The 17,903-nt window shown below is 44.8% G+C and carries 18 protein-coding genes; 5 read left to right on the top strand and 13 right to left on the bottom strand.

The window, feature by feature from the left end; genetic code table 11:
* From sipW to WG8_RS12860, 3 genes are all read left to right on the top strand, one after another.
* Positions 1 to 525: signal peptidase I SipW (gene sipW, locus WG8_RS12870; protein WP_007430618.1), on the top strand; the 525-nt coding region annotated here is incomplete at its 5' end.
* A gap of 99 nt (positions 526 to 624) precedes the next feature.
* Entirely contained in the window at positions 625 to 1,218 is a 594-nt protein-coding gene (locus WG8_RS12865) for a TasA family protein (RefSeq protein ID WP_007430617.1), read from the top strand.
* A 150-nt stretch (positions 1,219 to 1,368) separates the two neighbouring features.
* Entirely contained in the window at positions 1,369 to 1,704 is a 336-nt protein-coding gene (locus WG8_RS12860; protein WP_007430616.1) for a helix-turn-helix domain-containing protein, read from the top strand.
* 277 nt (positions 1,705 to 1,981) lie between these two features.
* Here WG8_RS12860 and WG8_RS12855 read toward each other — a convergent pair whose 3' ends face one another.
* The 9 genes from WG8_RS12855 to WG8_RS12815 all read right to left on the bottom strand — a co-directional run bounded on the left by WG8_RS12855 (position 1,982) and on the right by WG8_RS12815 (position 12,760).
* Complete coding sequence (locus WG8_RS12855; protein WP_232289100.1) at positions 1,982 to 3,604, bottom strand: ABC transporter substrate-binding protein; 1,623 nt, start codon at positions 3,602 to 3,604, stop codon at positions 1,982 to 1,984.
* A gap of 23 nt (positions 3,605 to 3,627) precedes the next feature.
* A complete protein-coding gene (locus WG8_RS12850) occupies positions 3,628 to 4,500 on the bottom strand; it encodes a carbohydrate ABC transporter permease (RefSeq protein ID WP_007430614.1) in 873 nt (290 codons plus the stop codon).
* Positions 4,501 to 4,515: 15 nt separating this feature from the next.
* Positions 4,516 to 5,427, bottom strand: a complete 912-nt coding sequence (locus WG8_RS12845) for an ABC transporter permease (RefSeq protein WP_007430613.1) — start codon at positions 5,425 to 5,427, stop codon at positions 4,516 to 4,518.
* Positions 5,428 to 5,754: 327 nt separating this feature from the next.
* Positions 5,755 to 7,878, bottom strand: coding sequence for a glycoside hydrolase family 3 N-terminal domain-containing protein (locus WG8_RS12840; RefSeq protein ID WP_007430612.1), 2,124 nt, complete (start codon positions 7,876 to 7,878; stop codon positions 5,755 to 5,757).
* A gap of 10 nt (positions 7,879 to 7,888) precedes the next feature.
* Positions 7,889 to 9,274 carry a family 4 glycosyl hydrolase gene (locus WG8_RS12835; protein ID WP_007430611.1) on the bottom strand — a complete coding sequence of 462 codons (1,386 nt, stop codon included), beginning with the start codon at positions 9,272 to 9,274 and terminating at the stop codon, positions 7,889 to 7,891.
* 5 nt (positions 9,275 to 9,279) lie between these two features.
* Positions 9,280 to 10,191 carry an ROK family protein gene (locus WG8_RS12830; protein ID WP_007430610.1) on the bottom strand — a complete coding sequence of 304 codons (912 nt, stop codon included), beginning with the start codon at positions 10,189 to 10,191 and terminating at the stop codon, positions 9,280 to 9,282.
* 19 nt (positions 10,192 to 10,210) lie between these two features.
* The gene (locus WG8_RS12825) at positions 10,211 to 10,927 is read right to left on the bottom strand and encodes a 6-phosphogluconolactonase (protein ID WP_007430609.1); all 717 of its coding nucleotides are present in this window, start codon (positions 10,925 to 10,927) and stop codon (positions 10,211 to 10,213) included.
* Between the two features lie 12 nt (positions 10,928 to 10,939).
* Positions 10,940 to 12,070, bottom strand: a complete 1,131-nt coding sequence (locus WG8_RS12820) for an ROK family protein (protein WP_007430608.1) — start codon at positions 12,068 to 12,070, stop codon at positions 10,940 to 10,942.
* 117 nt (positions 12,071 to 12,187) lie between these two features.
* Entirely contained in the window at positions 12,188 to 12,760 is a 573-nt protein-coding gene (locus tag WG8_RS12815; RefSeq protein WP_007430607.1) for an NAD(P)H oxidoreductase, read from the bottom strand.
* 234 nt (positions 12,761 to 12,994) lie between these two features.
* On the opposite strand from WG8_RS12815, the gene WG8_RS12810 reads away from it, so the two are divergent.
* Positions 12,995 to 13,336, top strand: coding sequence for a winged helix-turn-helix transcriptional regulator (locus tag WG8_RS12810; protein ID WP_007430606.1), 342 nt, complete (start codon positions 12,995 to 12,997; stop codon positions 13,334 to 13,336).
* A 6-nt stretch (positions 13,337 to 13,342) separates the two neighbouring features.
* On the opposite strand, the gene WG8_RS12805 is transcribed toward WG8_RS12810, so the two are convergent.
* The 3 genes from WG8_RS12805 to WG8_RS12795 all read right to left on the bottom strand — a co-directional run bounded on the left by WG8_RS12805 (position 13,343) and on the right by WG8_RS12795 (position 16,539).
* Entirely contained in the window at positions 13,343 to 14,494 is a 1,152-nt protein-coding gene (locus WG8_RS12805) for an MFS transporter (protein ID WP_007430605.1), read from the bottom strand.
* Between the two features lie 206 nt (positions 14,495 to 14,700).
* Positions 14,701 to 15,597 (bottom strand): NAD(P)H-dependent amine dehydrogenase family protein, encoded by an 897-nt coding sequence (locus WG8_RS12800; RefSeq protein WP_007430604.1) that lies wholly within the window; start codon positions 15,595 to 15,597, stop codon positions 14,701 to 14,703.
* 96 nt (positions 15,598 to 15,693) lie between these two features.
* A complete protein-coding gene (locus WG8_RS12795; RefSeq protein ID WP_043891022.1) occupies positions 15,694 to 16,539 on the bottom strand; it encodes a MerR family transcriptional regulator in 846 nt (281 codons plus the stop codon).
* A 137-nt stretch (positions 16,540 to 16,676) separates the two neighbouring features.
* Here WG8_RS12795 and WG8_RS12790 point away from each other — a divergent pair, with 137 nt between their 5' ends.
* A complete protein-coding gene (locus WG8_RS12790; RefSeq protein ID WP_332309837.1) occupies positions 16,677 to 17,114 on the top strand; it encodes a GrpB family protein in 438 nt (145 codons plus the stop codon).
* Positions 17,115 to 17,484: 370 nt separating this feature from the next.
* Here WG8_RS12790 and WG8_RS12785 read toward each other — a convergent pair whose 3' ends face one another.
* On the bottom strand, positions 17,485 to 17,853 hold the full coding sequence (locus WG8_RS12785; protein ID WP_007430601.1) for an HsmA family protein: 369 nt from the start codon (positions 17,851 to 17,853) through the stop codon (positions 17,485 to 17,487).
* Positions 17,854 to 17,903 lie beyond the last annotated feature (50 nt).

Here is a 17,903-nt window from a genome sequence, read left to right as displayed (position 1 = left end):
ACCGTGGCCGGCTCCGTCGTCATGTCGAAAATGTCCGGCAGCGAACCAAATTTCTACGGTTATCAGTTGAAAACGGTGTTGTCCGGCTCGATGGAGCCTTCCATACTTACCGGTTCCATCGTGGCCATTAAGCCCGGAGGCGATATGACCCGATTTACCGCTGGCGATGTCATCACCTTCCGGGCGGACGAAAAGAAGCTGATTACCCACCGCATCGTCGAAGTAACCCGCAATAAGCTAACCGGTCAGCTCCTTTACCGGACCAAGGGAGACAACAACGATGCCGCCGACCTGGAGCCGGTTGATCCGGCCAATGTCACCGGTGTTTACACCGGCTTTACCGTCCCTTACGTAGGATACGTTCTCAACTTCGCCGGAACGAAATTGGGGAACGTCACACTGTTGATCATCCCGGGGGTCCTTTTGTTCCTGTATGCCTTAGCGTCCTTATGGAAAGCCATTTCGGCGCTGGAAGAAAAGAAGTCGGACCCGAACGTATCCCAACCGGACACCAAGGCTCCATAACACACTAAATCGCTTGCTTCTAACTTTCGGTTGTTCTCCTTATGACTTCATAAGGATGCAATATAAAAAAAATCATTTAAAATTAGGGAGGTATTTTGTATGGGGATCAAAAAGACTTTGGGTATTGGAGTAGCCGCCGCAGCGCTTGGATTGTCTTTGATCGGCGGAGGCACGTTCGCTTACTTTAGCGATTCCGTGGAAACGACCGGCACGTTCGCCGCAGGCACCTTGGATCTCAACGCCGATCCGACGGCGATCATTGACGTGGGCACCCTCAAACCGGGGGATTTCGCAATCCGCACGTTCAAACTGAAAAACGAAGGTACGCTCGACATCTCCAAGGTATTGCTGAAAACGACCTATACGGTTACGAATAAGCCGGGAGCCCCTGAAAACGTGGATGACTTCGGCAAACATGTCATCGTTAGATTTTTGAAGAACATCGACAAACAGGAAACCGTCATTTACCAAACCTCGCTGTATGATCTGCAAAATCTAGCCCCTGACGCCGTGGAGAACAAATGGGTGGCCTGGTTCGAAGAGCACGGGGGCTTGAAAGCAGGCGATACCGACGACCTGGTCGTCAAGTTCGAATTCAAGGATAACGGTCAGGATCAAAACGAGTTCCAAGGTGACGCTTTGAATCTGAAATGGACATTCGAAGCGAAGCAAGGCGCAGGAGAAGCCAAATAATTCAGCCGTCAAATCGAAGCAGAACACCTTACCCTGGTCCTGGGTTAAGGTGTTCTTTACTTAACGAAATTCCGACTTTACGCCTTTGTCCTATCACGTATATTTTGATATAATGACATCAAATTATTCTGATAGAAGGGCGATCGCTACATGGCAGAACGTATTGGCGACCGCATCCAAAAAATCCGCCAGGATCGGGGGTATTCCTTGTCCGAGCTTGCGGATAAAGCGGATGTGGCCAAATCCTACCTGAGCAATGTCGAACGAAATATTCAATCGAATCCTTCCATTTCCTTTATCGAGAAAATTGCCGATGCTTTAACCGTTTCGATCCACCTGCTCTTGTACGGCGACCGCCCTGCGGAGGACCTGCTTGACCCGGAATGGTGGGAGCTGATGCAAGAAGCAATGGCTTCGGGCGTCAGCAAAAAAGAGTTCAAGGACTTCCTCGAATACCAGAAGTGGAAAATGGGACAAAAGGAATAACGGCCAGCGCAAAAAGGCGCGAGCCGCCAGGGATCTTCCCTGTCGGCTCGCGCCTTTTGGTCTGGTAGGGTTCTGGCTGTACGGCAAGGGCGTGTCCTGATCAAGGACTCCCCAGCGTTGCTTGCTTTTAGAATGGAGCTGCAATAGCATAATGACTCCAGTAGTACCTTGGTCCCAACTATGAGAATGCGCATGGAAGGAAACTGAGTGATCAGTTGAAACAGATACTCTACAAGAGGACTCATCCAAGGAGAGTCCTCAGTTTGTATTCTTACGCTTACTGCAGCTTCTTCACATTAGCCGCGATTTGATTATTTCTCTCTTCCACCAATTTATCATAGCCATTATCCTTTCGGTATTGAATAAATTCATTCATCGCCTGATCGACTTCGCTATCCGATTTGGCATCCAAGATCTTGGCGATCGTCTGCGCCCAGTTCTGATCGATCTTCTCCTTATTTCTGGAAGATTCTTTAGATAAATATACATCAAGACTCGCTAATTCGAATTGTGGCGCCACGTAATCTTGAGTCCATTTTTTTGGTTGCTGCAAAGCCTTCGGGAACTGAGAAATCCCCATTTGCCGGGAGAGCAGAGCGCTATCCTGCAGCCATAGATGAGTGGTCAAGCCAACCTTCTTCTCGAAGCCGGCAGGATCGGTCTGTTTGAATTCCAGCAGATCTGGATTCAAGACAGGCTTTCCGTCCTTGATGGTGTAGGTTTCGCCCTCACGACCAAAGTTCATGACGTTGTTGCCGTACTCGCTGACTAAATAAGTCACCAATTCCATCGCCTTTTGTGGATTCTTGGCATTCTTGGTAATAAAGGTTTGGGTCCAGCCTTCAATGGAAGTGCCCGGCAATACGGTTTTATTTCCTATCGTAGAAGATGGCCCGTTAACGGCAATGTACTCTTTGTCTGGGTGCTCCTTCCCCCACACGGACAACGGATCCGGCTCACCGTTCAGGTCCGAAGCGAAATAGGCAAAGTAGCTGCCATTCGTTAGCCGTGCATCCTTGTCGTCTTTGGTCATCGTAATCATGTCCCGGTCTGCCAGCCCCTTCTGCCGGGCATCAACGAACACTTTAAGCCATTTCTGAAAATCTGCATCCGTATAACGGTCGTAGTATTTGCCGTCTTTCGTCAACATCGGGACTCCGATAAAATCGGCCAGCGTACGATTGAATACTCCGTTCTTCTCAGGGTTTTCTTCTGTGAAAGGGGACACCCCGATCGGAATGACCGTTTTTCCCAGTTCATCCTTCGTGCCCAGCTTCTGCGCGGCTTCCAATGCCGAGATGAATCCTTCCGGCGTGGTCATATCAGGCTTGCCGAGCTGTTCATAAATATCCTTCCGTACCAGAAATGCCTGGTTTCCATAAATACCGCCTTTCTCATAATCTGATTTTGTGTTCGAGAAGTTAGGATACCCGTAAATATGGCCGTCGTCCCTTGTGAAGAACTTGAGCGTTTCCGGCTTGGCTGCTTTATCCAAAAAATAGGGATCATACTTCTTGGCCAGAACATCCAGCGGGATTGCGAATTTATTGGCATCCTTAACAAATGGGTTGTTTCCATCCATTGTAATGATGTCCGGAAGGTCTCCGGAGGCCATCATCGTATTCAGTTTGTCGTCGCTGCCGCCCAAATAAGAGATGCTTACTCCGGTATCCTTTGTTATATATTTGGAAGATACATCATTGCCCCAGGTCTGGGCGAACCAATCGAAATTAATATACCAGTCAAGCTCAGCCGTTGCCTTGTCATTCTTCCAGCTCGGTGTATCTCCATTCACTTTAATCGTCGAATCCGGCAATTCTTCGCTTGTCTTCTTACCGCCGCACCCAGCCAACAAGACAACTAATGCAACCAAAGTCAGAAGGATGATCGATTTCTTCATGTTGTTCTCCCTCGCTTTTATCATTATTCTTTGACTCCTCCGACCAGCATGCCGCTAATAAAGTATTTTTGAAGGAAAGGGTAAATTAGCACAATAGGTAAGGTTGTAACGATCATTGTAGCCTGCTGCAATGATTGTGTCGTAAACGCTTTGGATATATATACCCCCGCTTTGGCAGAGCTGGCAGCGCCTGCACTCGTCAACAGCTGATACAAATAATATTGAATCGGGTACAGTGCTTTATCCGTCACATACAGCTTTGCTACGAAGAAATCATTCCACTGGTACACTCCATGAAATAAGGCGATCGTCGCCAGTACCGGGAAAGATAGCGGGACTATAATTTTGAAGAACACCTGAAATACATTGGCCCCGTCAATCTTGGCTGATTCTTCAATAGATTCTGGCAAGCTCCTGAAGAAATTCATTAATATGACCATGTCGTAGAAGCTGAATAGCACGGGGATAATGTACACCCAGAAGTTGTTCGCCAAACCGAGCGACTTGACCACCAGAAATGATGGAATCATCCCGCCGTAGAAGAACATGGTGATGATGCCCATACGGATGAATATCTTTCTTCCCAGTAAATAAGACTTGCTCAGAGCATAGGCTGCGGCTCCTGTAATAACCAAGTGTCCGATGACACCGATTACTGTTTTGGCTGCCGTCACTCCAAACGCCCTGTAAATGGTCGTATCCTTCAATATGGTTTCATAGTTTACCAGCGTAAATTTTCTCGGGAATAGATAAATGCCCCCTTTCATCGCGTCATACCCGTTATTGAACGAGAGGGCGACGATATTGATCAAGGGAAATACGATGATGGAAATAAAAAACAGCATGAACAGCACGTTAAAAATGTTAAATACTTTCTCGCCTCTATCCAGCCCCATATAGCTCCCTCCCTTCTAAAAAATTGAACTATCGCTAAGCTTCTTGGTTAAGAAATTGGCTACCAGCAACAGTGTGACCGATACGACGGACGAGAAGATTCCGACCGCAGTCGCGAATGAGAAGTCCCCTTGCGCCAGACCTAAATGATAAACATAAGAGTCAATGACTTCACTGCGCAGCATGTTCGAAGAATTTTGCAGGACGAGAGTCTGATCCAGATTCGCTCCCAGGATCGAGCCTACACGCAGCAAAAACATTAGCACGATAATATTTTTGATGCCGGGGAGCGTGACATACCAGATTCTCTTCAAGATTTTCGCCCCGTCGACCTTCGCCGCCTCATATAATGATGGATCAATTCCCGTTATGGCAGCGAGATAAAGAATCGTTCCCCAGCCAACCTCTTTCCAAATATCCGACAGCGTCGCTATCCACCAATAAGCATTCGCATTTGACAGGAAGGAGAGTGGTTCAGATATGAGATGAGTCGATAGCAGGAAGCTGTTCACCAGTCCCGTTGAGCCGAGCCAGGATGTAATCATGCCGCCAAGAATAACCCATGACAGGAAGTGGGGTAAATAAGATACCGTTTGCGTAAATTTCTTGAATAATCCTAATCTGATTTGATTGATTAATATGGCCAGGACAATCTCAAGCGGAAAACCGATCAACAGCTTCATCAGGCTGATGCCAAGAGTGTTCGTCAGCACAGTGTAGAAATCTTTGTCCCCCAAAAAGGCTTTGAAATTATCCAGACCTACAAATTCCGAGCCCGCAAAACCGGATAACGGAGAATAATCCTGAAAAGCGATGATCAATCCGAACATCGGGACAAACGAGAAAACAATCATCAATATAATGCTCGGCCAGACCATGACTTGAAGCTCCCACTGGGATAGAAACTTATGTTTAAATGTGGATTTCATCCGTATACCCCCTCCCTATTCAGGTACAGCATTGTCAGTTCATTCCGAATCATGTAAGCGCTATCCAAAATCTGCTAGCTGATTCGAAAATTTCGAACTTGTGTATGGTTCAGCTCTTTGCATAAACTTGATGCCTTATTTAGGCAAGGATTTTCGAGAATAAAACAGACATTCACCCCAACTTGGAGAAGTCAACCGGAACCCCCAAGAGAGGGAAGTCACTTTGGCATTCTCCAAGAAGGAAGGTCTATTTATTTTGAGGAAATGCAAAACTTGAATCAAAAGAACGTGATCATTTCGGATAAAATGCTTCTAATTCATGACATTTTATCGATATTCTATGGTAAACACGGGATGGTCAAGATCATTGATATATATATTGAATTTTCCCGTTTCAACCGTTTGCTGCAGGCTGGTATCCAAATATTGAAGATCATCCAAGGCCAGAGTCATCTGTACGTTAACTGTCTGATGCGCTGGTACACCTACGACTTGATACTTCTTCATCTCGCGCACAGGACGTACCGCCTTTGAGACAAGATCTTCAATGTATAGGATAGTGATTTCAGAATAGTCATACCCACTTGGATTGCTCACCTGAAAAGAGATCGTCAATTCCTCACCGGCTGTCAGATGATGACGCGAAATTTTAAAATCAGAATACTGCGCACCGGTATAAGTCAGCCCGTGCCCGAATGGGAACAGAGGCCCGATTTCACAATCCTGATACCTGCTGCTGTAGCTTGATTCATTTGCCGGACGGCCTGTGCTGTACTCATTGTAATAGATCGGCGCTTGCGCCGAATGACGCGGGAACGACATCGTTAGTTTCCCCGACGGGGTATCTTGACCTGTAATCAGCTCAGCAATCGCACTGCCGGCCTGTGTACCCGGATACCAGCACCACAAGAGAGCGGGGATATCATCGATAATGTTCTGAAGCGCCAATGGCCGGCCCGAAAAACAGATGCATGCATACGGTTTGTTCGTTTGCTTGACTTCACGGATAAGCTGCTGCTGGCTGGCCTCCAGATCGATATTCACGCTGCTATGCCCTTCACCGCTTAACTCCCAGTGCTCCCCAACCGCCACGACAATATAATCGCTTTGCTCCAACTCAGCTTGAGGACAGTCCTTCAGGGATTCATAGACTTGCAGATCGAATGAATCATCTACCCGCTTCATCCCTTCCGCTAAGGTAACTACATCGTCAAAGCTTCCTTTGCACCGCCAATTGCCTAGCAATTGATTGCTACCAGCAAACGGACCGACAATGATGATCTTTTTGTATTCCTTGCTTATAGGTAGCATTTGTTCATTTTTCAGCAGCACGCAGGTTCTCTTGGCGATGTCCTTAGCATGCTCCAGAAAGCGCGGATTCATTAAGACTTCATTCTCACGAGCTTCGTTTACAAAAGGATTTTCAAATAAGCCCATTTCATTTTTAAGCTGCAAAATTTTCAGAACGGCTGCATCTATATCCTGGATCAGCGCCGGGTTCTCTTCTAGAATCTGTTCATAATGCTCAAGATACAAGGTCGAGACCATTTCGATATCAATGCCCGCTTTTAAAGCCATTTCAGCGGCTTCCTTGTCATTGCCGGCAACGCGGTGGTTTTGCAGTTCAGCGACTGCCCCCCAATCTGATATTACGATGTTGTCAAATTGATAGGTGCCTCTTAGGATTTCCTTCATCATCTGCTCACTTGCGCTAACAGGAACCCCGTTGAACGTGTTGAATGAACTCATTACAAATTTTGGCTTCTCTTGAAGGGCTATTTCATAGGGCTTTCCATAATAGGCATAGAATTCTCTCCAGGACATATCGACAGCGTTGTAGTCCTTTCCTCCAATGCCGGCTCCATACGCGGCAAAATGCTTCAAACAGGCCGCTACTCCCGATTCGGCAAACTCTCCGTCCTCGTCTTTCTGATAGCCTCTGATCATCGACCGGCCAAGATTACCGGACAGCAGATGGTCCTCGCCAAAGGATTCCATCACTCTTCCCCATCTGGAGTCGCGCACAAGGTCGACCATCGGCGAGAAATTCACATGTATGCCCGCAGCGCGCAATTCCGAAGCGGTATCCGCCGCTGCCTGCTGCACGATTCCCTCATCCCAGGTACAAGAGAGCCCTAATGGTATCGGAAAAATCGTCCTGTATCCGTGTATCGCATCGTGCATGAACAGCAGAGGGATCTTAAGCCGTGACTTCTGCAAATATTTACTTTGAATCAGGTTCGTGATCCTGGCGCTCGACACGCCGATAATACTTCCCATCGTATACAGCGTATCTCCCTCAAGCATATGATCCGGGAAGTCAGGGCCGGTCTCAACCATTTCGATATCAATTTTGCCGACGTAATGTTCCCCAGTCGTCTGAGAGAGCTGTCCGATCTTTTCAGCGAGCGTCATCTTCTGAAGCAGTTCGATGATTTTCTTGTTGTCCATAAAGCCCCCTTTATTTCCATTCCAGCTTAGGTAAAATATCTTGCTGCAATTCGCACATCTCGTCGATCATCGCGCAGGCCTGATAATAAGTCGGAGCCTGAGGATCTAATAGGATCGCCTGCAGCAGCTTCGTCTTGGATTGCTCCACAAAAGCCTCCAGCAACAATTTATGGATCGATCCTTGAATATGAATTGTTCCGATAATCGCAGTCGGCAGTTCTACCGTCATCGGCTTCAGCGTAATTCCTCTGCCATTAACGATCGCCTGGGTCTCAACAACCATATCGTCAGGAAGTCCCTTGATCGCACCGTGGTTCGGTAAATTGACCGCGTTCAGTTCAATCTCATCATCGAAGAAAATCGCCTCAATGATCGGAACTGCATATTCATTGCTGCGGCAAACCTTCTGCTTATCGAAAATATAGGACTCTTCGACCCAGAGCTCCTGCGTCTGAATCTTCGAGAACAAGCCTTGATCCAGATTGTTACCGCTTGCACAGTATACGAAATCAGGGGTTCTCGAATCCTTCTCCCACAGCTTCTCGCGGATTGGATCATAACGGTATTGCAAGGACAAGCCAGCATAGAAATCCTCTGCATAAGAGATATATTCACCCACATGGTTGGTGCCTGGATAAGGGTAATATCCATAAGTACGGTACATCGTTCTGGATAGCGCGACATGATCGAATTGCGCCAGACGGTTGGCCTTTTTCTCCTTCTCATCAAATAACGGATAAAGATCCTCACCCGTTTTCTTGTTCCAGATCTTGGTGAAGAAGCCGAAGTGATTCAAGCCCCCGCCTTCCATCCCGATATCGGCGATATCCATCTCCAGAAATTGGGACAGCTGCTCGATCCCCATATCCAGTCCATGGCATAGACCGACGACTTTGATCGAGGTAAGCTTCGAGATAGCCTCAACCAATTTCGCTTCAGGATTCGTATAGTTAATGAACCAGGCGTCTGGGCAGACACGTTCCATCGTGCGGGCGATTTCGAGCATCGGTCCCAGATTTCGCAGTGTATGGAACATCGAACCAGGGCCGCCGTTCTCACCGTAAATTTGCTTGCTGCCGAAGCGGCGAGGAATATGGAAGTCCTGCGACCAATAGAAGTAGCGATTCACCTCGATCGCCACGATGACGAAATCAGCCGCCTGCAGAGCTGCTTCCAAGTTGGTCGTCTGCCAAATGTTCGCTGGATGTGAGAAGGCGGTAAACATATCTGTTGCATATTTATAGGTTCTCGCCACATTCTCTTGTTCAATGTCCATCAGAGCGATCTCCAGTTCTACCTGAGTCTTCAAGCGCTCGGACAACACCATATCCTGAAGTGCCCCCAAAGCAAAGGACACGCTGCCAGCTCCAATTAACGCAACTTTCATTTTCTTCATGTTGTTCATGCTCCTTTATTGTTTTTTAACGCCATGTACCCCGCACCAATCACGCCTGCATCAGGGCCGAATTTAGGCAAGACTACCTTGACTTTGTCGCTTAAATGCTCAAATACTTTGGTTTTAGCGCTTTCAATAATTTTATCTATCAACCATTGGTTGTTGTGAATGACCGCTCCTCCAATGACAAATATATCCGGATCGATCGTCTGCATTAATGAAGCAATCGCGTTGGAGAAGTACTCAACCCAGGCATTCACGACACCTGCCGCCTTCTCGTCATGCTGCCTGTATTTCTCGAACAATAAATGCGCCGTAGCCTCGCTGCCGTACAGATATTTGCTCTCTTTCTCCAGGGCCCTGCCGCTGCACAGAGCTTCAAGCGTACCGGGATGCAATGTCGAATGGCTCTTGCCGTTATCAGATATAACCATGCTGCCAATCTCTCCGGCATAACCATGCGCACCGTGGAGCACTTCGTTGTTCAGAACGATTCCGCTGCCGATCCCCGTACTGACTGTGATATAGATCGATTGATCATACGCCTGGGACGCGCCATGCTCTGATTCAAGCAGAGTCACGACATTTACATCATTCTCGAAATGAACTTCATAACCGGGAAAAAAACGCTTTATAAATTCGGTATGAACCCCTTCCAGGCAGGGAACGTTGGTCGCATCGCATATAATCTCGGTTCGCTCCTTCCAAGGAACAGGCAAGGCAATCCCTATCTTGTCAGCCGTCTTGTGATGATCCACTTTCTCGATCACTTGCTTGACATAGTTGAAAACTTCATCAGCACTTAGGAACTCGCTAGTTAATGCCGTCTCTTTTCGAACCAATTCCAACTGCTCATTCACTAACCCGACTCGTATATTCGTTCCTCCAATATCCACTCCAATGACGCTGTTACTCATAATTTGTACTCCTCAGTTTTTATCGCTGCTTAATATATTTCGCTGCCTTCGAATCCAGGAAGAAATCAATATGTTCATAACCGAGCAGCTCCTGAGCGGGCAGCTTTGCTTCTGGATTTGTAAATATTTCTTTGACGATCCCGGCTTTGCGTTCACCGGTCACCGCTACAATCACTCTCTTGCTGCCCGCCACCTGACTTAGACCCAAGGTGATTCCTCTGTCCAATACCGTAGGCTGACGGAAATATTTCTGGGCCACGGTCTTGGTCGTCTCCGATAAATCTACGACACTGCTATGATCCAGCATCGGACAGCCTGGCTCATTCAAGCCGATATGGCCATTCATTCCAACCCCCATTAAACTGAAAGTTATGGGATGTCGATCGATAAAGCGGTCGATTCTCAGACATTCCTGCTCCAAATCCGGCGCCGTCCCATCAAAAAATTCGATCTGCCGGGGGTCCAAATGGACAAGCGAGAATAAATCCTGATTCAGCATTTGATAGCAGCTGCCCTCAGACTCTCTGCTTATTCCGGCCCACTCGTCCAGGCTGACAATTTTAAGTTGCTGAATCCTAGCATGAATCTCGGCGTCTCCGGCAAATTTCAAGTAGCTTTTCTGTGGTGTGCTGCCTGACGCCAAGCAGAACACTGGATGCTCATGCGATAGATGCTCTTTCATCTCTCTGGCAATGGCATCTGCGACTTCCTCTTCAGTTGCAAAAATCTTAATCATCACGTTCACTTCCTATCCGGAAATTACTTTTATCATCTCATCCTGAAGCGAGAGTACGGCAGCTCCGACAGCCGTCGAATGATGCGAATCACTGTAAGTTATCGTTGGAGTCCACTCCACATACTGCCCGACATAATATCTTGTTCTCTCAAGAATCCGTTCGGGGAACAGCGCTACCGTCTTGCCACTGATAATAATCTGGTCGATGTCGAGCACGCTGATGATATTAATCATCGCCAGGGCAAGATGCTTGCCTACATAATCTGCGCACGCTTCAATGTCTGATTCAGAGCTAAGATCATAGCTACTCAACAAATGCTGAATCCCCAGCTTGCTCTCTAGCCAGCCGACGGAGGACGGTGATCTTCTGTACTCCGGGTCAAAGCACATATACTCCAGCTCACCCGCGCTTGCATTGAATCCTCTATGCAGCTCCTTATTAATAACCAGGCCGCCCCCGATCCCGTCTCCTACTGCGATATGAACCAGATCAGCCAGCGCTTTCCCTGAGTTCTCCAGATTGCGGAATTCAGCCACCGTAGAAGCGTTTACATCGTTCTCAAGGAAAATAGGCAAATCAACCCGGTTAATCAGATTCTCGATGATAGGCTCATAATTGTAATCCTGCTCCTTATTGTCCTGAATCCTCATTCTGATCGTTTTCTTCCTTGTGTTTATCGCCCCGTCGACCCCGATACCGATACCCAAGACTACGCTGTTCGTTTTCTTTGCTACATTCTTCATACGCAAAATGATGTCTTCAAAAATCGAGATAAACTGCTCACTATAAAACGGAATATCCGTCTCAATGGAGTATGAATCGATAATTTTGCTGTATAGATTGATAAGTAAAGCAGTAATTCTGTTGCCTATGATTTGAATTCCGACGGTTACATAGCTGTTCTCATTAAATCGGTATACCGTTCTTTTTCTTCCCAAGCCGCCAGAGCCTTCCCGGCTTTCTCCAGTAGCAGTCAACAGTCCGATCTCTTCAAAGAAATTGACGATCTTACTTACAGTTACAAAGCTCATCGCCGTCTTCTCCGCGATTTCGACCTTCGCCAATTCCGGATTCTGCATCACAATATCAAAAATGATCTTTCTATTCTCATCCTTAATGTCATTCGGCAAAAACGACTTCATTCTGTCACTCCTTTCGATTTATTCAATACAATTAATTAATGTTGTTAAATAATTAAGGGAAAATATAAAGGTCATAACTGACCTTTACACAACATTATATACATACTGTTCTCTGTGTCAATAGGCATAATTCAAACCTAAGCGATAAGCTTGGTTCAGCAGCATTTCGAAATGACCGGGATTTGAATCCAGGGTCTCATATAAGAATTCAACCTTGGAATTGGAAACACCGCAATAATCTGCAATTCCCACATTTAGTAAATGAGTAATCATTTCATCATAGTTGCGCTTTTTCATCTGTTCTTTCGAAACGCCGGCCAAACCAATCCACAAGACATGCTGATGATGCAGGTAATTCGAACCGTACGCAAACCCATTGTTCCATACACGGTCAATATACCCCTTCAGCATAGCCGGCAAATGCCACCACCAAAGTGGAAAAATAAATGCCAACGCATCATGCTCCTTCATTCGCCTTATTTCCATTTCTACTTCAGGGGAAAAGGACTGTTCCGCAACTGACCAATCAGGTTCATCTGCTTCTTTTAAAACAGGATCAAAACCAATCCCGTGCAAATCCAATATCTCATAATCGTGGCCAGCCTCGGCAAGACCTTGTACGAAACGACCGGCCACCTCAAAGGTCAAGGAATCTTTTCTCGGGTGTGAAACAACGCTTAATACTTTCATGCTTCTTCACTACCTTTCTCAACAGCTAATTTCTAGGCATGATCAATGGTTGATGCTATTATAAACAATAGGAAAATGGTCTGGAAGTACGCACTTTTAAGTTCTATAGGATGATACAGGTGCCATAGGAACATGGAAGTGCCCTAGGTAAATTCCCTAGAAACTGACCTGAATAACGAATTAAAGTGATGGATTGTTCTAAGTAAACGTAGCCTTCTAAAGGAGGATTAAGGGATGACTGAACAGATAAAAAATAGGGTTCAAAAGAAGTATCAAGTTGGAGTGGAAGCGGCTTTAGAAGTAATGGGAGGAAAATGGAAGTCTTTAATTATCTACCATCTGATGACAGGACGGAAACGTACGTCTGAGCTTCGTCGGTTAATGCCCGGCATTACTCAAAAAATGCTGACCACTCAGCTCAGAGGCCTGGAAAAGGATGAGATCGTTACACGAAAGGTTTATAATGAGATCCCTCCTTATTGTCACTGTATAACTGCCCGTCGTCAATTGACGACTGAGCAGTTTTTCTATTTAATATCTCTTATTAAAAAATGGTTTGAAGTTACACACTTTTGAGTTTTTTTATGATCTATTAACCATTTCTGAAGCTGCAAACATGATGCCAAACAACAGAAGCAAAATAATAGGCACCATAAACATGCCAAATTGACTAGCAATCAATCCCATTAATAATGGAATCAGCGTAGAACCCGCATAGGCACTTGCCATTTCCAGCCCAATTACACTGGAAGAAGCCTTTTCCCCGAAACGTACCGGTGTTGCGTGTACAATGCTAGGATAGATTGGCGCTCCACCTAACCCCACAATAAACAGGGCGCCTGCGGCTACCCAATATGATGCAGGCAAAACAAGGATGAAAAGCCCCAAACACCCCATTAATCCCCCATATCGAATCAGATTTTTACTGGATACTTGTGTAGAAAGAAACCCTGAAAAAACACGTCCAATTATAATCCCTATAAAAAAGCAGGATGTGAAGGCTGCTGCTGTTCCGGCAGATACTCCCTTGCTTTCTATGAAAAAGGATGCCATCCATAAGCCTGCTGCTGTTTCGGACCCATTATAACAGAGCATTGCGAGCATGGACATTTTGACACCTCTGATGCCCAAAGCTTCTCTGTTGCTCACTAATTTCTTTTCGTCACCTACATCTGATCTGCCATTTTCAAAAATTCTCCATAGCGGAAGAGAAAACAACAATACTACAACGATTACAGCAAGTATCGCCCCTATTGTAAGATAACCTGCACGCCAGTTGTTCCCTTCATTCAGCCAAAATGATATTAATATAGGACCCGTCATTGCTCCAATTCCCCAAAAACAATGCAGCCAATTCATATGCTTTGCTTTAAAATGAAGGGCCATATAGTTGCTTAATGCAGCATCTACAGAGCCTGCTCCGAATCCTAACGGAATCGCCAAAAGTATTAGAAAAGCGAAATGATTGGAGAACGAAAATCCAAGCAATGCAAGTGTTGTCGATAATATACTGAATAAAGTTACCTTACCCGTCCCAAATTTGTGTAATAGTCTGCTTGCAAAAAGACTGGATATCACCGTACATAGCGAGACCGTTAATGCGATATAACCGGCCATTTCTGTTGTTGCACCAATATCAGATTTCATAACCGACCATGCACTGCCAAGCAGAGCATCTGGCAGTCCAAGACCTATGAATGCGATATAAATAATTATCAGCAGCAGTGTGACCAAGTTCCTATCTCCCCATTTTATTAAAAATTAATATACTCATTCAACGGTTTTACGAGATATGCATTATTCGGCAATTTATCTGTGGTCACGTATCCTGGCTCACTATTAATCAGCGCTGGAATACGATTCACAAGGTTTGCACAGGTTAACTGTACTGTTGCCGGACGATCTACGTTAATTGTTACTTCGGGCTCACCATAAAAAGACTATTCGTTCTTGTCAAACTCTTCAGGTGCGTAAACTTTGCCTATACACTGGGTTTCAATAACAATCCCCTCTGCGGTTTCGGTTGTAACCACAGCCGCCATGCCAGTTGCGTTGCCAGCTTTAACCGTCATGCCAAGCGTGGAGGATTCAAGATCCCTATCATGTGTCATAGGAATACACTTTTGGGTTTGCGATATAGGAGTAAGCCCCATTCTACTGCACAACCAGCCGTTTTGGTACCACATATAGCTTGGCGTAACTTCGCCATTTTCGATTTTTCCCCTTATTTCATTAGAGTTCAAGTCGTTGAATTTACCAATTTGCTCAGCGAATTCAGTAGGAGTAAGACCAGCTCCATGCCCTTCGGCCAAAGCTATACCGTAGTCCTCAACATTATAACTGCTGATTCCTTTGATTTTTGTGATTTTATGCAAGGAGCCTGCAAGGGTATCCACCAACACTCCCCAATACATATCAGGATAACCACTGCCTGAAAGCGTACAATTATTATTTTTTGCTAATTCATCAAGCTCCTCTGTAACTGCAGGCGAAGAAATCCAGGGATAAAGTGATTCCTCAGCAGTTGAAATCGCGTTTACGCCATTTTTAGCACAAACCGTAAGTGCCGTCTTGATATCTGCCATTGTGCTTAATGTCGCAATAACACACACATCCGGTTTGAGTTCCGAGAGTACCTGATCCGCATCCTTTATATCTGAAACCTTAACTCCAAGTGTTCTGCCATAATCGATGACTTCACCGATGTCCTTTCCGATGACTGCGGGATTCACATCAAACGCCGCCACGATATCCGCACCTTTTTCAAGCAGGTATCTCATCAGGTACACGCTCATCTTGCCGCAACCGTACTGCGCTGCTCTTACTTTACGTTCCATAATCCTTCCTCCTTAGTAAAAAATACAAATTGGTTTAGGCTATACCCCAAATATAAACCTTACTGTTACAATAAGGTCAAATGATATTTTTATATGCTATCCTTCCTTTGTTGTCACTGGGATCTGTATTTTATAAAGCATATTGCGTGAGAGGTTATCGAACATCGGGAACTCGGCGATCACTTCACAAATGTAATCCCCTGCAATGATGAAACCAGCATCTGTAATGTAATTTAGTAATTGTTCGGCATACTCGGACTCTTTGAAAATGGTCTCTGAGCAAATGTTTACATACATTCCGCCAGGAAGAATCTCAACTTTAGCAGGGATTTCAAAGTCATCCTCCACAAACACGAAAACTTCATTTGAATAAAGCATACGCTCTTCAATGTATGGTCTGCGTATTATTGTTCCTATATTACACAAATAGCTTGCAGGCAGTTTTTTCTCTACTAAGCTTGTTTTTAATTCCGAAAGCATAATTTCATAACCTGAATCCTCCTGGTCAAAGAAGTTTACACTTGATGTGTGCACATATATTTTTCTGGGTGGAAGATGCTCATGGAATATGGTGGGATCTTGTGGGAGTGACTTATACCTTTCATAATTATTTAAGGTTCTTGAAATCATGTACCTGCTCTGATTAAGACGACGAACAGATTCGTCAATAAAATCTAGTTGCGTCTTTAGAGAACTTTGGATATCCTCTATATTTGCTGTCTCAAACTGCTGTTTTATCTGTTTGAGCGACATCCCACAAATTTTTAAACGATGAATCATATCCAGCCTTGCACTTTGGTTGATATGATAGTAACGATATCCGCTATCCGGGTCTGTATAATATGGAGTAAGTAAACCTTCAGCCTCATAATGCCGCAATGTTTGCCGTGTAATATGATTGAGTTCCGCCATTTGTCCAATGGTAAGCTTTTGTATATTCATCTCTTCATCCTCAACTTATTTGTAAATTATCGTTTGACTTATCTATACCGTACTTATTTATATCAAAACATCATTCTTTATTGTATCTTCAATTATTAAGAAACTCTAATTACATTATGTAAGAATACGGAGATTGCATAAATATTTCATTTGGAGACGATGCTATCGACATACAGCATTTCGGCAGTACCTCGGTACAAGGGATGTTTGCAAAGCCGATTATCGATATCTTGGTTGGCGTGAAAACGCTTGAGTTGAACAACTCCGTATCTAACAAACTAATAGAACTTGGTTATGAAGGATTCGGAGAAACGGGTGTAAAGGGAAGATTATATTTTCGAAAACGCCAAGAACATGCCTATAATCTTGCTGTTGTCATTTGGAATGGCGAGCAATGGATAAATAATCTTCTCATTAGAAATTACTTAAGAGATAACCCGCATGTAGCCAAGCAATATGCTGAAAAAAAACTCAACGCTATCCATAAAGGATATACTACACTGCTCTCTTATTCGGACGACAAAGCCGATTACGTATCCAATTTACTCGAACAAGCTAAGAAAAGCATTGGATAAGCTATGGTATCGGTTTGGGGCCAGATCCGAATTCCGTGTTAAATATCTCTAAATATTTAATAGCCTTTTGCGAATTAAAGTTTGGAAGACGAATGAATACGCCACCATCATGTTGTGAATCTGATTTTGCATCATGTCGTAAAGGGAAGTGAATATTTCCCATACAATCGACTGGCACATGTTTTGTCGGAAAACAAAGGTTTCAGGAAAGCACAAAGGTTGACGATAGCTCAATAAAACAGTTGAAGGAAGTTGACTTTTTTGGGTTAGCTACCTTTTATTAACTAACGTAGGCAGTACCGGTATAACTGGTACTGCCTACAGGTTTGGAATGCTACAACTTTGTAGCACTTATCTTGAGCATGATGGCTTATTTGAAAATACTTAGTCCGACTCCAATCAAATAAGGTACTAACCACAATCCCCAAACTGCCAAGCTAAGCTTATGGAATTGATCGATCTGCTTTTTGTTCTTTCTCCATAAAACAATTGTTGCCCATATTGCATGAATTAGCATCAACACAAGGGCGACCATGCCTGTAATACCATGTAAATTAATTTCTTTGCTTGGATTCAGCTGCCCCATAAAGCCAGTACCTATTCCATCGAATAATAAACCGAAAAGGAAGAAAACAAGATGCTTCGGTTTCAACCGGCCTGAAATTCTTTCAGCCCAAACACCGATAGTATAAGCAACCAATGCCAAGTTAATAAACAGAACTGCGAAAAAAAGCAACATAATTTCCTCCTAATTAGTTTTGTTGATTAGTCATAATTGATTAATACAAA

Origin of the sequence: Paenibacillus sp. Aloe-11 (assembly GCF_000245715.1) — a bacterium.
GTDB classification, from domain to species: domain Bacteria; phylum Bacillota; class Bacilli; order Paenibacillales; family Paenibacillaceae; genus Paenibacillus; species Paenibacillus kribbensis.
Note: the sequence above shows the minus strand (reverse complement) of the source record. Positions and strands in the feature narration are given on the sequence as shown.